Source organism: Sulfurovum sp. XGS-02 (genome assembly GCF_023213175.1).
In the GTDB taxonomy this organism is placed as follows: Bacteria; Campylobacterota; Campylobacteria; order Campylobacterales; family Sulfurovaceae; genus Sulfurovum.
This window is the reverse complement of record NZ_CP093312.1, coordinates 1,293,373-1,309,115: the sequence shown is the minus strand read 5'-3', so window position 1 is coordinate 1,309,115 and position 15,743 is coordinate 1,293,373. Positions and strand designations below refer to the sequence as shown.

11 protein-coding genes and 1 tRNA gene are annotated in these 15,743 nt (G+C 35.6%); 2 read left to right on the top strand and 10 right to left on the bottom strand.

All coding sequences use genetic code 11. The features are described 5' to 3' along the window. Positions 1–33 precede the first annotated feature (33 nt). Genes MN086_RS06475 through MN086_RS06465 form a run of 3 tightly spaced genes read right to left on the bottom strand, consistent with a single transcriptional unit; the run spans position 34 to position 3,164 of the window. Entirely contained in the window at positions 34–693 is a 660-nt protein-coding gene (locus MN086_RS06475) for a DUF502 domain-containing protein (RefSeq protein WP_248575199.1), read from the bottom strand. Continuing rightward, entirely contained in the window at positions 690–2,588 is a 1,899-nt protein-coding gene (locus tag MN086_RS06470; protein WP_248575198.1) for an NAD(+) synthase, read from the bottom strand. The genes MN086_RS06475 and MN086_RS06470 overlap by 4 nt, the downstream gene beginning before the upstream one ends. 54 nt (positions 2,589–2,642) lie before the next feature. After that, entirely contained in the window at positions 2,643–3,164 is a 522-nt protein-coding gene (locus tag MN086_RS06465; RefSeq protein ID WP_305879775.1) for a peptidylprolyl isomerase, read from the bottom strand. Positions 3,165–3,246: 82 nt separating this feature from the next. Here MN086_RS06465 and pyrF point away from each other — a divergent pair, with 82 nt between their 5' ends. Further along, positions 3,247–3,939, top strand: a complete 693-nt coding sequence (gene pyrF / locus MN086_RS06460) for an orotidine-5'-phosphate decarboxylase (RefSeq protein ID WP_248575197.1) — start codon at positions 3,247–3,249, stop codon at positions 3,937–3,939. Here the strand turns inward: pyrF and MN086_RS11020 are convergent. Continuing rightward, the gene (locus tag MN086_RS11020; RefSeq protein ID WP_256465817.1) at positions 3,929–4,051 is read right to left on the bottom strand and encodes a hypothetical protein; all 123 of its coding nucleotides are present in this window, start codon (positions 4,049–4,051) and stop codon (positions 3,929–3,931) included. The two genes, pyrF and MN086_RS11020, sit on opposite strands and share 11 nt — an antisense overlap. Positions 4,052–4,218: 167 nt before the next feature. Between MN086_RS11020 and MN086_RS06455 the strand changes: the two genes are divergently transcribed. Continuing rightward, positions 4,219–4,309: transfer RNA gene (locus tag MN086_RS06455), tRNA-Ser, on the top strand. A 30-nt stretch (positions 4,310–4,339) separates the two neighbouring features. On the opposite strand, the gene MN086_RS06450 is transcribed toward MN086_RS06455, so the two are convergent. The 6 genes from MN086_RS06450 to MN086_RS06425 form a co-directional block, all read right to left on the bottom strand. Beyond that, positions 4,340–5,398: a site-specific integrase gene (locus MN086_RS06450; protein ID WP_248575196.1), complete on the bottom strand. Its 1,059-nt coding sequence runs from the start codon at positions 5,396–5,398 to the stop codon at positions 4,340–4,342. 34 nt (positions 5,399–5,432) lie between these two features. Further along, a complete protein-coding gene (locus tag MN086_RS06445; protein ID WP_248575195.1) occupies positions 5,433–5,666 on the bottom strand; it encodes a hypothetical protein in 234 nt (77 codons plus the stop codon). A 50-nt stretch (positions 5,667–5,716) separates the two neighbouring features. Then, positions 5,717–6,715 carry a hypothetical protein gene (locus MN086_RS06440; RefSeq protein WP_248575194.1) on the bottom strand — a complete coding sequence of 333 codons (999 nt, stop codon included), beginning with the start codon at positions 6,713–6,715 and terminating at the stop codon, positions 5,717–5,719. A 416-nt stretch (positions 6,716–7,131) separates the two neighbouring features. Beyond that, positions 7,132–12,726: a DEAD/DEAH box helicase gene (locus tag MN086_RS06435; RefSeq protein WP_248575193.1), complete on the bottom strand. Its 5,595-nt coding sequence runs from the start codon at positions 12,724–12,726 to the stop codon at positions 7,132–7,134. A 2-nt stretch (positions 12,727–12,728) separates the two neighbouring features. Then, positions 12,729–14,051, bottom strand: coding sequence for a hypothetical protein (locus MN086_RS06430; RefSeq protein ID WP_248575192.1), 1,323 nt, complete (start codon positions 14,049–14,051; stop codon positions 12,729–12,731). Continuing rightward, positions 14,051–15,742 (bottom strand): hypothetical protein, encoded by a 1,692-nt coding sequence (locus MN086_RS06425; protein ID WP_248575191.1) that lies wholly within the window; start codon positions 15,740–15,742, stop codon positions 14,051–14,053. The genes MN086_RS06430 and MN086_RS06425 overlap by 1 nt, the downstream gene beginning before the upstream one ends. Position 15,743 lies beyond the last annotated feature (1 nt).

The window sequence follows — 15,743 nt, the reverse complement described above, 5'->3', positions numbered from 1 at the left end:
CAAAGAGTCTTTTCATAGATGATTCATACATTTTTATGATGCATTGTTTTTGATCCACTCGCAAAGCGGGGTGAACTCATCTATACTTTTGGGCTCAACCCTTAGGATCTCGGCAAAACTTTTTACACCCATAGAGAGCAGGTATTGCAAGTTGTTGTCAAATGTGGCATTCTCTATCACATAGATCTTTTCTTTATGGACCTCAAACATAAATCCACCATTGGGTATAGGGGACATAGAGAGTGTAATGGTGTAGTGGTCTTTGATGATACTCTCTTTTTGTGAATACATCAGACCTATATTGTACCCTTCATTTCCAAAACCTTTGATCGCTACGACCAGGACCTGGTTCTTACCTTTTTTGGAAGAGTTGAAAATACCTACGAGTTCTCTGATCGTAGTGTATCCGGGTATTTTGGAGAAGAGGTATTCAAACAGGTTCGCGAGTCTTGTTCGCGCAAGATGTCCAAGTATGTAAAGTGTGATGAAGAAGACAACGATAGCCAAGAGTTCCCACAAAAAGAAATACTTTTCGGGTATGAAGCCGATAAATCTGAACGTAGAACCTACTAAAAGTTCTATCTTGGTATAGAGCCATGAAATGATGATAATAGTTGCAACGATCGGTAAAAGCCAGAACAGCCCCTGGATCATCGTGTTAATGAAGTGTTTTATCGTGTTGTTGGACTTCATTTGTCTAACTCCTCTAACCAGATTGCAACATCTGCATCACTCGCCATCTTCCAATCTGCTCTGGGACTTAAAGAGATGGTACCGACTTTGGGACCGTCGGGCATACATGAACGTTTGAACTGCTGGGTGAAGAAACGTTTCAAAAAGAGTTTGAGCCATTTGGTAATGGTCTCATCATCATATTTCCCCTCAAAGGCTAAACCGGCCAGGAATCGTATCTTTGCTGGTTTGGCACCATACTTGATAAAATGGTAAAGAAAAAAATCATGCAGCTCATATGGACCTACAATACTCTCTGTCTCCTGCACGATCTCATCCTCTTTATGCGGAAGCAGTTCAGGGCTTATAGGTGTATTGAGTATATCGTCTATCACTTCGGCTATGCTCTTATCATATTTAAAATACTCGATAACATATTGTATAAGTGTTTTAGGGATACCGGCATTTAATGCATACATACTCATGTGGTCCCCATTGTAGGTAGACCAACCTAAAGCCACTTCACTAAGGTCACCCGTACCGATGACAAGCCCGCCTTCTTTGTTGGCCATGTTCATCAGTATCGATGTTCTTGCACGTGCTTGTACATTCTCATAGGTGACAGAGTGTTCATCTATGTCATGTTCTATCGCTTCGAACTCTTTGTGGGAAATATCGGTGATATCGATGGTTCTTAACGTCACACCTAACGCTTCACAAAGTTTGATCGCATTGGATTTGGTACGGCTTGTCGTCCCGAATCCCGGCATGGTCACTGCAAGAATATTGGAATAGTCCCACCCCATGATCTCAAATGCTCGGTGCGTAGAGAGTAGGGCAAGCGTAGAGTCAAGTCCCCCGGAGATACCTATCACGGCTTTTGTGATATGTGCATGACTCATACGCTTGATGAGGCCATGGGCCTGAATATGGACGATCTCGTCACAACGGTGCTCTTTCTCTGCAAAACGTGAAGGTACGAATGGCAGTGGGTTGATGTCACGGTCAAGGGCAGTGATCTCCGGCAGGGTTTCCACTTTGATGGTCCGTGTTTTTTTTCGCCTGCCGTCTGAATAGCTGGATTCATTGAGTCGGAGCCATCGTAAACGCTCCAGGTCCACATCCGCTGTGATCAGAGTGCTCTCCAGGCTGAAACGCTCATTTTGAGCCAATGTAGAACCATATTCCGAGATGATGGCATGGCCTCCAAAAACGGTATCGGTTGTAGATTCACCTACACCCGCAGAGGAGTAGACATACGCAGCCATACATCGACCGCTCTGCGTACGTACCAGCTCTTCACGGTATTCAGCTTTACCTATGAGCTCATTACTTGCAGAAAGATTAAAGAGGAGGTTGGCACCATTGTTTGCCATATGGTTGCTTGGAGGTGTCACAGCCCAAAGATCTTCACATATTTCCACCCCGAAAGTCATCTCTTTAGCGTCGCTGAAAAGAAGGTCTACACCAAAAGGTATCTCCTCTTCCCATAACTCTGTGGTGGTTCTTGTGATATCCCGGCCAGATACAAATTGACGTTTTTCATAGAACTCTTTTTTGTTCGGGAGATAGCTTTTGGGCACGATCCCCAAGATCTTCCCGTTCTGAATCACTACCGCACAGTTATAGAGTCTGTCTGCTTCAAGTAGTGCTATACCGATGATCGCAATGGTATTGATAGCTTTTGTATGTTGCAGTATATGGGAAAGTTTCTCATTTTGAGAAGCGATGAGTGTTTGATTGAGAAGGAGGTCACTGGCAGTGTATCCTGTAAGCGTCAGCTCGGGAAATACAACGACACTAACCTCTTTAGTATGTGCGTCTTGGATAAGTTTGATGATCTCTTCGGCATTTTTTGCAGGATTTCCTACGATGGTTTTGTTCACAGCCGATGCAACTCTATAATATCCAAACATACAGTTCCTTTTAGAATATCCCCGGATAAAGATCCAGGGACAATAAACAGTTAATTACGCTCTTGACTCAACTACTTCAATACTGATGATGTCATCATTTTGTTCAATGTTATCCAGAACCATGAAACTTTCAGTATCATCTTCGTCGATCGCACCAAATACCGTGTGAACGCCGTCAAGGTGCGGTGTAGCTACAAAAGTGATGAAGAACTGGCTTCCACCTGTGTTCGGGCCTGCGTGTGCCATAGAGAGAACACCTCTTCTGTGAGGGTGTGTACTTGTGTCAGTCTCACAGTCTATCTGCCAGCCTGGACCGCCTGTACCAGCCATTGCGGGATTGTCTTTAGAGTGCGGGCAACCGCCTTGTGCCATAAACCCAGGGATTACTCTGTGGAATTTTAGACCATTGTAGAATCCTGTTTCAGCAAGGTGAGCGAAGTTTGCAACCGTGTTAGGTGCATCATCTTTAAAAAGCTTAGCCCAGATCACTCCTTTAGAAGTGGTAAATTTTGCGTAGTTGTATGTGTCCATTACAGATTGAACAACATCGTATCTTTTTGTTTCTCTTCCAAACATGTGTGTTTAGTCCTTATATATTTAAATTAGGCTATTATTATACCCAAAGAATATTCAATAAAAAAGATAAGAGGTTTAAACCATGGAACTATGTGTAGCACTTGATCTGCCGTCAGCTGAAGAGAACTTGGCCCTGGCCGAGTCACTCAAATCGTACAATGTTTGGATGAAAGTAGGATTTCGTGCCTACATCCGTGACGGGAAACCTTTTATAGAGTCACTCAAAGCGATCAACCCTGATTTCAAGATATTCTTGGACCTCAAACTTTACGATATACCTAACACTATGGCAGATGCAGCAGAAGAGATAGCAAAATTGGGTGTCAACATGTTCAACATCCATGCATCAGCAGGAGCTGTCGCGATGAAGACAGTGATGGAGAGACTGGCTTCTTATGAAAACCGTCCATTGGTACTGGCTGTGACTGCACTGACCTCTTTTGATGAAGCAAACTTTCAGAGTATCTACGAAAAAAGCATAGATGAAAAAGCGGAGCAGTTTGCCAAAATGAGTTATGAGAATGGATTAGACGGTGTGGTATGTTCTACCTTTGAGAGCAGGGCAATCAAAAATGCAACTTCTGAGAAGTTCTTGACACTCTGTCCTGGTATCAGACCTTTCGGAGAAGATGCCGGAGACCAGCAGCGTGTAGCAACACTGGATCTTGCAAATCAAGAGGGTGTAGACTACCCGGTAGTAGGAAGACCTATCTACAAAGACAGTGATCCAAAAAGTAAAGTAGAAGAGATACTCAAAGTAATCGCTACTTTTTGATCTCTTTTTTTGATTTGGTCATATGGACAGCATTATCCATACCTTTCATCATAAAATAGGCACCTGCAGCAAACAGTGCCAGTACGATAAGGGGCGTAAGTTTTTTTAACATTTGCAACCTTGTTGTGTAAATATATGATGTAATGATAATCAGTTTTTTTGTGATTTCCCTAAAATACAATTGATCAAAGTGAAAAAATATAAATTTAAAAACAATTGAGATTATTTTAAGCTTCTATTTAACCCAATCTAATTATAATCTCATCCACAAAAACACAAGGACAGTTGGGTGAGTTGGCTGAAACCACATCCCTGCTAAGGATGCGTATTCGTAAGGGTACCGAGGGTTCGAATCCCTCACTGTCCGCCACTTTAATCCCCTAAAACACGAACTTTCATACTAACCAAACTTTAACTCTGCCAAAACTCTGCCAATTTTTGACATATCAGGTTTAATTTTACCCGTATAATATTCACGATTTACACCATCTTCAACATGTCCTAATTGATCTAGTATCCAATCTTGAGGCAACCCGTATTGTTTGAGCAGGGTATTGCATGATTTCCTTACAGTGTGCATCGTGCCAGCTTTGATACCACATTCTACACATAGATCTTTCAGTCGATCGCTTAGTACATTAGGTGTGGTATAAACCTTACCGTGTTGTGAGAGAAAGACATAATTACCTTTGAGTCCAGTAATCAGCATTTGCTTTTTTAGTGCAGCCTTTGCCTGTGGGAGCATATCTATTATCCTTACTCTCTTTGACTTGGTGACATCTTCAATACCTTGACGTATACGAGTATCTATTCTGATTGTATTTGCATCAAAATCAATGTCATCCCATCTAAGTGCAATCAATTCACTGCCTCTTAACCCAGCAAAGAAATTAAACATTAACATATTTCTAAACTGTCCAGTACTATTACTGATTAAGAGTTTCATATCTTCTTGCGAAAATACAAAAGTTTCTTTATAAACCTTTTTAGGAGGTTTTACGACGGTAAGAGGGTTTTTTGTTATAATCTCATCATAAAGAGCCATCTTTAATATAAGGTTTAACGTGCCTCTATAGTTTTGTACTGTCTTTGGAGCAAATCCACAAGTATTTTGCCACTTTAAAATGTGACTTGCTTTAATGTCAGTCAAATATAAATCTCCGAATATTTCACACAATTTTCTAAACTGTTGCATAATTTCTTTTTGTGAAAATGAGTTTCTATTGTTTGAAGATATTTCTAAAATATACTCTCCATACTCTTTAAATGTAGTTGATTCTCTATTTGTTACACCGAACTTTTGCTCGTAAAGTTTCAAGAATTCATCTTCAATATGCTTTTCATACCACTGAAGCAGTCTTTTTTCTGCTTTTTTGCCAGTGGTAAGCCTATGCCGCTTTCCATCTATAGTACTATCCAATATAATAAAACCATAGCTATTTATAGTGACTTTTGCCAACTTTGTTTCCTTCCGTTAGCTGTTGGCATAAACATTATACAGACTTTCTCTTGATTTGGTGTAGAACAGAAAGATGGATAAACCAGTTTTTGCCGCGCTTCTCAAACTTTTCAGGAGGTAAATTATTGAAACACCATTTGCGTAAGCCATCTATAGTTGTGTATCCACACTCTTCTGCAAAATTTTTACTCAAAGGTATCCAAGAAGGCAAAGATTGATGAATTTTTAATATTTCATCGAGTTTTTCATTAATCACATCAAATATCATAATTCCTCCCAATATCTTTCAAGTGTAAAGTTCCCATCAATTACTGCTTCCTATCTTACTAGCTCAGGAAACAGATGAGAAGTAAAATGCATATTAAATTTAAGGCGAATAGGACTTTTTGGCGTATCGGATGTGATAAGGTCCATTTCAGTAAGCTTTTTGATTAAATATGTCGAAGTTCTTGATTTTTTGTTTATAATCGAAGCAACATCTCCACGACGTATCTCTCCAAGAAGTAATAGTTCTTTAAATAACAGTTCAGAATCTTTAGAAAAAGACTCACTATAAAAAGATCCTTTACTTGATAGATGAAGATAGTTTTGGATATTTTGGTAAATCTTGTTTGTAGTTATATGTTCTTTGACATAATGGACCTGTTCCAAAGCAACTTCTAGCATGAATTTAATATAGCGGTTTGAGTTTTCTACAGATAAAGTTTCTAAATGCCATGAGGCTGCTTCACTCTCTTTATCTTCGATATTAAGATATTTTTCATATTCTGTAGAATGTATATGAAGACCTCTTGAAATATTCCATAACCCATATCCTTTTATAGTTGAAAGAAGTCCGTCAAGAATTAATCTTGCAACTATTCTATACTCATCTGATCTGTAATGTATCTGTGTGATTAGGTAGTGTAACTGTAAGGAATTTATTACCTTTTCAACTACTGTTATATGATTAGGCCATGTAAAATAATGTGTATTATTTGTATCTACATTGTTAGAACTGTCAAAAATCTTATTATGAATTTCATAAGGAAGTTTTTCAGGAATACGAACAACACTACAATCATTAAAATATTTTTCTAATATCTTTTGTTGTTCTATATACTTCAATGATCGAAGTTGCAGTCGTGACTCTTTACTATTTGTGGACAAACTTTCTTTAGTATATCTGTCCATCAAAGAAGGATGGGCACCTTCAAAATGAATATCATTTGAATAATAACTGTTTACGTATGTATTAAATTTTTTCAACTCATGGATTACTTGAGGATTGTGAAAACCTAGAAGTGAAGCACTGTCAATTAAAAGTTTTTCAGCCAAAGAGATTAGTTCCTCATGTGTTGTATGATATTGTCTGTTATGTATTATGTTGTTTCTCATGATTCCCTCTTTTTTGTTAATACCGTATGGTAGCAAAAAAAAGAGGTCGATTTTTTCGACCTAGAAGATGAGCTATTCTTGAATGAAAATGTGATAGATATAGCACTTTTAGATTCGCATTTTTTTGAAAATAAATCCGTAATTTGGAGCAAATGGAAAGAAGAGTTACAAAAAAATTTCTCAGATATTTTGAATTTAGGCCCCTGTAGACCGTCAGGTTAATCCGCAAAGATTATTCGCAATATTTTAAACATGATATTAACAACGGTTGGATTATCAATAGCTAGGTGATTTTTTATTACTTAGTTATCAAACTATAATTAATTTGACAACTAATATATTAAGAATTCTATTCTTTATAAACAATCGATTGGTCTTCTTAGGATTCTAAATGGATTTGTGATTTTAAGTTTTACATTTTTGTTTTTTAATTTAAATTTATTTATAGCTTCGATTAATTTAGGATGATCATCTTGCCATAAAGGATGTTTAAATACAAGAGCTTCATTAGTACTAGTATAAAAATAAAGATCATCTATGATTTCTTCTCTAGTAAACGATAATTGAGCCATAGTATTTTTTATTTGTTTTGACTCAAAGAATTTTAACCATGGGTTTTTTTGTCCATTTTGAAGAGGTGTAACCATATCAACACTTTGTTGATTGTTTAAAATAGTACATAGATCATATCCAAGTCTCCAATCAAGTAGCCCATGATACTGTGTATTGTAATAATCTCGAAGACAATTATTACAAGAGGTATCACATTCATTAGCATGTTCATTAGCGAATAAAAAATTACCTAAAGTTGATTCAGTTTCTGAGTCAAGAATATTGTTAATAACAATAGAATAATTTTTATCATTGTCAAGCCACCTTGTATATCCAGCACCATTGTCTAGTGTATCACATAAAAAACCTTGTGCATGTGGCTTCTCATTACCCAGTGTACGGAAACTGGCACTTATTTCATTAGAATCAATGTCGAGTGCATTTGCCAGTGACATTCGAATCATGAACATTAATGAATACCATGCAGCCCTTCCTTCGATATTTTCAGGACTAGCATAAATTCCTTCAGGCCAATTTTCAATATCTAGTAAGAATACATCTGATAAACGTTGTGAAAGGAGTGAAATTTTAAATTCTCCAAGTTGGTTATTATTGTTGCATTTATCCCAAAAATATATGCCATTATTTTGTGTAAAACAAAAGCCTCCTTCTCCACCATTATCATTGATTGAATTTAGTAACATTTTTTCTGATGCAATCAGTGCATTACTATTATTTACTTTTCGCATGTTAACTGCATCTATGAATAGTGAAGGCCTAGAAGAACTTGGAGTAAATTCAAATGCTCCCTCAAAGTCTTGAGGATCAAAGTCTGAACAAAAGCCTTTAGGTTCACGTGCATCTAGGATCTTGATAGATTCACTACCACAAACTTTACACTTTATGTTTTTTTGTGATGGCTCGTCACATTGTATTGTTGGGGAAGGTTCACTATCTTTCATGATTGCAAAGCAATTGTTACAAATGAAAGTTTTATAACTATCTTTATCAAGGCTAGGCATAAATCCGTCTCTAGCAACTGGTGGTTTACCTGGAGCTGATGGTACAAAGTCTACTACACCACAAGCAGTATGAACTTGTTTATCTTTAACAATTTGAGATCCTGGTGAGAATTGGCTAATTGCCATTTCTAGATCCCTATCTACAACTCCTTTTTGTGGTGGCCAAGGTCGACTATCCCATGGTCTTTTTGTATATAAATTTTTAACTCTTGTTGGAAATCCAAACATTGGCAAGTGACCCTCTTCGGCTAATAGTTCACTTAGAAAAGTATCAGAATCCTCAGTTTTATTCACAATGTCATCTATTATTTTAACCAGTTCAGATTTAATTTTTTCAACCATTTTCTTATAAAAATGATCATCTTTGTATAATTTAGTTCCTTTTGCGATGATATTAAGAATTTTGTCTATTGCACTTATTTCAAGGGTAGAAATAAATGTAGTTACACCTTCTCTTTTTTCAGCCCATTCACTTACAGTTCCAAATTCACCGTGAACACTATCAGGTTTAATTTTATCTTCATATCTGATAGAGCTAAAAGCTTGTCGTAATACTTCTTTTATTATTACTCTTTCCATAATTTCTTTTTGTCGTGTTTCTATATAAGGCGCTGGTGAAGGGTCACCTGTAATTGCTTCAGGTCTTTGATAGTAATAATCATCATGACTTCTACCACGACAAAAGGTTACAGCAATTGATAAAGGTGCACCTCGTCGTCCTGCACGACCAACTCTTTGTTGGTAATTAAAACGTTTTGGAGGCATGTTAGCTAACTCTACTGCCAAGAGAGAACCAATGTCAACTCCAGCTTCCATTGTTGTTGTAACACTTAGTAAGTCTATTTTTTCTATTCTTTCATTTTCCCCTTCAATGAATACATCTTGAAAATGTCTTTGTCTTTTATGTTTATCTGCAAAATCTGTTTGTCCAGTAAGCTCTTCACAATTTAAACTAAACAATTTAATATCACTTTTTGATAAAAATCTATAATAGTCCATTGATTTACTTGGGAGACCTTTTTCAAGTCTTTCTGGGTAAACAGAATTACTTGTCATACACTCTAGACAGTACCCCGTTGCTTTATGCATATAAAATGCACCACATTTAGGACATTTATATCCTTCTTCAGATGAACTTTTAGGAATAACAAGCCATAGTTTACTAGGATTAATACCAATATCTGAATGATCCCCTCTAACACCAACCTCAGAGAGGTTTAATTCTCGTTCTACATCTTCAGGTTCAATACGGGTATCTTGTGCAATACCATCATTAATAAAATACTTGTGCCGTTGCCATATTCCCGCTTCACCTTCTATCTTTTTGAAGCTTTCAAAGCCTATGAAGTTCTTCTTTAAACACATGTTTCTGATAATAACATTTGTTGTTTCTATGACTGCATCACTTGCATTATTTGTAGGCATATAGCTTACATATCCTAAACCAAAACTTTCAAATGTTCTCTTCATATTTGGAAGTAAGGAAATAATGATTTCAGTTCGCAAAAACTTTTCTAAACGTGCATAATGATTCTTTTGGTACTCGTCAGGATATTTTAGCTTTTTAGGAACATTTAATGTCCAATCGAAACATTCCCACCAATTACGCTCTAGTTTTTGGTTCTTATCCCAATAGTACAGGGCCTTTGCCCTTGTACCTCCAGGACAAATTCCTTCCTGAAGTAACATATCCCAACAGTTTTTAAGAATTTTTTCTATTGGAACATATTCTGGAAATTTTTTTATTGTCCAAAAAAATTCATCTAAAAGTGATTGAAACTCTTTTAAATCATCTGCATCTACATTCTCATCGAAATAATCCTCTAAAAAGCTATAGAACTCTCTATAGCTACTTTTGAAGATTTTTGCTTTTTTATTATCAAGTTTAAATTGTTCACTTTGAATTAATTCAAGCATTCTAGGATTATTTTTTTGAATAATTTCTCGCACATGATCATAATCTTCAATTAGCTTTGCAATGGTATGTAGGAAAATATTGAGGTAACCTCTATGGGATTTAATAATTGCAATCCTTACCATGTCCCTATAATGGTCTAAACTCATACCAGCAGAAAGTCTAGCAGCATCTTGTCTACTATCTGAAAATAAGACTAATTTTTTAGCCGCATCTTCGGGTAATTCACGAATTGTTGAGCTTGCAAGTACTTGTGTAGAACGTTGAAACCCTGTTCTCATACCACGAATAGGTGTTTTAAAGTTTTTAGCTCTTCTCGAGTCTGCACCACATTTTGGACATGCAGGAGGCATAGCCTGCACTTTTGAATTACCTTTTATTCTGTATAGCCATACAGGTTGCCAACTATCTCCCTCACCTTGAGAGGCAACTACACCAGTTGGCTTATTTAGATGCATCTTTGTCCAACTACACTCTATATCTCCCCACTTATAAGAAGTTTCTTTACCATTTGGATTTAATGGTGTGGAATTTCCATCTGGCCAAATAACAGCATAATCTTTATATGAAGTTATACCTACATTGACATCTGGTATTTTTTCAATTTCAGGAATGTCTGCAGTTAACATATCAAATCCATCTTTAGATGTTCTATATCCTCCAAGAAAAACATCTCCACAAACTGAACAGCTTAATAGATCTAAAGTTTTAGAACCACAGCCACATGTTATTCTATGTTTCCCGTACATTTTACCAATTTTACGGTTATTTTCTAATCCGATTGGAACTTCGCTACATTTGGGATTAATACATGCTAAGAAGTTTTGTAAGTTATGATAAAAGTAATGCCCTCGTAAAGGTTTCAAGTATGTACCATTTTTCTTAGCGTAAGCTAGGGCAATTAGAAGTCCACGAATTGCATTTAACTGTTCTTCCTCTAAAAAGTCAATATTATGGTTGAAAACTTGATTATATACTTTTGTTAATGTGGTTGCCCTAGGTCGATAGGTTTTTTCATCTTTACAAGCTTTTGTAATTATATCTTCAGTTTTTAATTGTTTTAGACAGTCATAAAGGTGTGCACCGGTGTCTTGCTCTTTAGTTTTAATGTAGCCTAAAGCATCCAATAAGCTTGTAAGACTGGACTCAATATCGATTGGCGGAATTGTTAATTCTTCTATTGGGTTATCTTGAACTAGCCTTGCAAAGTTTTTAAAAGCCATTTCATGGGTTTGTAAGTTTTCATTGATGTTAGGAACTAATTCTTGTTCACCACTTATGATCTTGAAATTTTCTTGTGGCCTACCAAAAAACTCTTCTAAAAAAGTGGATGAGTCACTGTCAATACTCGCCGAGGTCGCAATAATTTTTAGTTGTTTGCTTTCAGGACTAAGACCAAGCCGTTCAAGCAATAATCTAATGATATATGAGACTTCTGTACCTGGTGTTCCTCTGTATGAATGGAGTTCATCAACAATGAGAAAAAATTTATTATTAGGGTCTGATTCAAGCCATTGTCTAGTTTGTTGAAAAATCCCCTCTTCAATTGATCTCATGAGCATTATGTTCAGCATCGTATAGTTAGTAATCATAATATCTGGCGGAGTATCTTGCATGTCCCATCTTGACCACATCTCTCCTCCATCAATATTTTGAAAATGAAACCTTGTGTCAGGTGTGAGTTTTCCTTGTGCAATACTTTCATCAACTTGATTGGATTCTTCTTTAAGAGTTTTCAATATTTGTCTTAAATCTGTTACCTTTTTCTTATTTTCAGGGCTACCAGCAATTGGTGCCTGTCCAGTATATCTTCCGAATAAGATTCTATTATTACCACGATTTACATCAAGCCATTTATGCATTGCTGGTGAATCAAATAGTTCGCGCATTCTTTTAAGCTGGTCCTCTACTAATGCATTCAATGGATATAAAACTAGTGCACGTATAGCATGTTGACCAGATTCAATTCTGCTACTATCTTGCCATTGACTACTCCATTTGTTACTTTTTTCCCACCAATATATATCTTTAGTCCTTGGTTGGGAGATTGGCCACTTTTTGCTATCTTTTGAGAGTTCTGCAACGAGTGGTAGCATAAATGATTCAGTTTTACCTGAACCTGTTCCTGTTGTAATAACAACATCCTTATCATCAACGATAGAAGCTATAATACTTTCCATCTGGTGACTATAAAGTGGGTATCCATTCATTAGATTTTCAGCAAAATATTTAAAGTCAGAATACTCTTTAGGAAGTATATGATTAATATCATCTACAGTTTTACCAGAAGAAGTATAAGTAGGAACGGGTTCTACCAAAGGCTCTCTGGATACTAATGTTGTCTCATCTAAAATTTTTCTACGCTCTTGGTGTAGGTTATCATCTTCTAATGGGAATGCACTCTCTATATAAAGGTTAAAGATTTCTTTAGTTCGTTGATATAGTCCAACAAGGTCTTTCATTATTAACTCCTTTTGATATCTAACATAGTTTTAGTAGATAACATATCTACAAAATCATGACTAACACCATGATATTTTAAATAATTTGCATTCGTAAATTGTTCAATAGTAGGTATGCTCCCTGAGCATTGTATAAGTGCTTTTTCAAACAAAAATGGTGGTCTTAAAAAGCCAGGTATAAGAAGGGATGCTTCATCTTCAATGTAAATACAAGATGGTAGTTCTTTTGTATTATTTATCTTATCAAAGAACATAACATCGTAGTAGGAGCCTGAAAACCATTTTCCATTGAGCTTAAGAGCAGTTTCATCATAGTCTTGTGTACTTTGATGTTTAACTATATATACACCATTTTCAATATTTGATGTAGTGCATGGTTTATCATCAAGAGTGAAGATACTGTATTCTATTTCGTTAATATGATCATTTTCATATAGATAGAGGTTTAAATGGTCTACAGTTGGTAATAATTCTAATAGTTTATTAGCAGAGTTACGAATGAGCTGAATACTAAGCTTTTCACATATTTCACTTAAAACATCTTCATGTTCAGTAGATAATATATAAGTACTTAGTGTATTTTGATTATTTTCCATAGTAAGCTTACAGTTTTCGAGGTTACTAATAGCATCAATTTGTTGAGGTAAGAATTGCCCAGAGATATATGCCCGTTCAGGTTGAGAATTACATTGTGTTAATGAGAAAGGCGTAACATACCAATATTTATTTTGGTATGAATCTATTTCAATTAATCCAAGGAGCAGTAATTTCCTCATTACCGGCCAAGGCTTATTATAGGGTTCCTTAAAAAATAATTTAACTAAACGTATAAACTCATTGTATGACCCTTGTCTTCTCGAAGATAAATACTTGTAAAAACGAAAATATGTTTCATTTTGGTCGGTACAGTTTTCGTTGTACCCATTATTATTCACGTATTCATCTTGGATAATTGTGGGATCATAAAAAGCTTTTTGAATTTCATAATGAATTTTTGCATTAAAACCTTCCCATTCTACATTGCCTGCTAAGAGCTTTTTTACTTCTTCCCTGGCGAATAGTCCATCATGACTTTGATTATTTTTTATAGGAATTGATCCAATATATGAATGCATATTCCTGATATTTGAGCTTTCAAGTATTTTGTTGTTTCCATGTGTTTGTAATGCTACTCCAAAATAAAATTCTTTTGATCTACCAGTTTCAAACTTGACTAAAGGGATTTCAATTCCTAGGTTAAATTCTTGAACATAATTTTTAACCTTTGTAAGTACTGTTTGTCGGTTACCGTAACCCGAATATAACAAGAACCGTGATTCTTCCATTATAAACCTCCCTTATCACACAATTTGGTAAAAGCTCCACAAGTACTGATGCCTAGCTTATTGTAATCATGACATGGTGAATACTCTTGTTTTTGTATATTTAGGTCTTCCCATGGTTTTACTATGAAGGTTCTTCTTGATATTTCTTGGCTATGCCATGAAACTCTAATTTCATACCTTCCAGCTTCTGAACATGCTATTAAGGGATATTCTTCTTGGTTGTTAATATTTATTGTTTCTATTATCTCTTCGTTTTTATGTATGTCTATATGAAATATGTTTTCAAATCCATAAATCTTCATTATGGGGGGAAACCCTTTAATCCAGCTATTGTCTGTAATATCTTTCAGCCCAGCAGATAATGAAATAGTTGCAAATTGACGTGGTTTAAGAGCATCGAAGAGTTCTTGGGAACTTGGTTTAGGAATAATACTATCCCATCCTCTTGATAAAATCATACATTGTTGATATTCAACTATATCATCTGAAATATTTACTTTATTTTCCCACACAATCAACTCTTGGCTTTTAAATATTTCCATTTCGTCATGCATTTCTTGATTTACTGTAGGTAGAACAATAATAAATTTTTTACCTAGTAAATTAGGGTACCTATCCCATGTCGCATAAACTCCTAGATTATCATCTTCATCACTTGTTAATATCCAAAACTCTTTTTTAGGCATGTACATGTTGGTAAAAAAACCTAAGTCATCCTGAATTTCTTCTCGTAGTACTTCTTTGAAGGGGTGAATAGGATTTAATGGGCCAAAATGTTTTCCCCTAAACTCTATTAATTTTTCTCCATCAACATGTATGTTTTGATTTTTAAACCCTCTAGGTATTTTTGGAAACAGCTGATATGTAACTTTATTTGGAAAAGTAAGTGTCCTATATAAACCGCATGTAATAATATTTGAACGAGTTATATATTTTGTTTCAGTTGCACCTTCATCCCAATTCATTGTTTCAAATAGTGAATAAATTGCATCAAGAAAAGTATCAGATCTATTATCATCAGTAGAATGAATCCCATCATAAAGATGTTTTTTATGAATATTTTTAAGTATCCAAAAACTTAATTGGCTCTCATCATAATAACAGAATAATTGATTTGACTTGTATGAATTAATAAATTTATTTTTTAAGTAGTTTATGTCATCTTCACGAAGTAAAGCTTGTGAAAGTGAATAATGAATGTATTTCATATTTCCAATTCCAGCAGTTGCCGAGGGTAACCATCCATTTTTCTCCAACCAGAGACCCCACCGTTTCCAAAGCTTTTCACTGAATCCTCGTTCTAGCCCATCAGGTCTTCCTTCAGAGTCGAAGTCCAGTAATTGATTGAGCCATTTAAAGTAATTGGTACTACTGGTATCATCGTCAGATTTCATCTTATGAGCAGCATAAACAAGAAGACCTAGAAAAGCTACGCACTCTGGAGTACCATTTTCATTCACTTTATCTATCGAAGTTAAGTTCAATTTATTTCGATGAAAAGGGTCTATACACTTTCTCTTAACAGCATCTAGAAATAAATTAGCGCATTCTTCTCGTTTTAGCTTTAAGACTTCAGTTCCTATGTTTTCTAAGTTAGTGTCATTAACTGTAAGATATACTGGTGTACCTTTTATGTAGTTACTAGAAAAATATTGAATAATTGCATCATTCCAATCTAAATAATTTTTCACT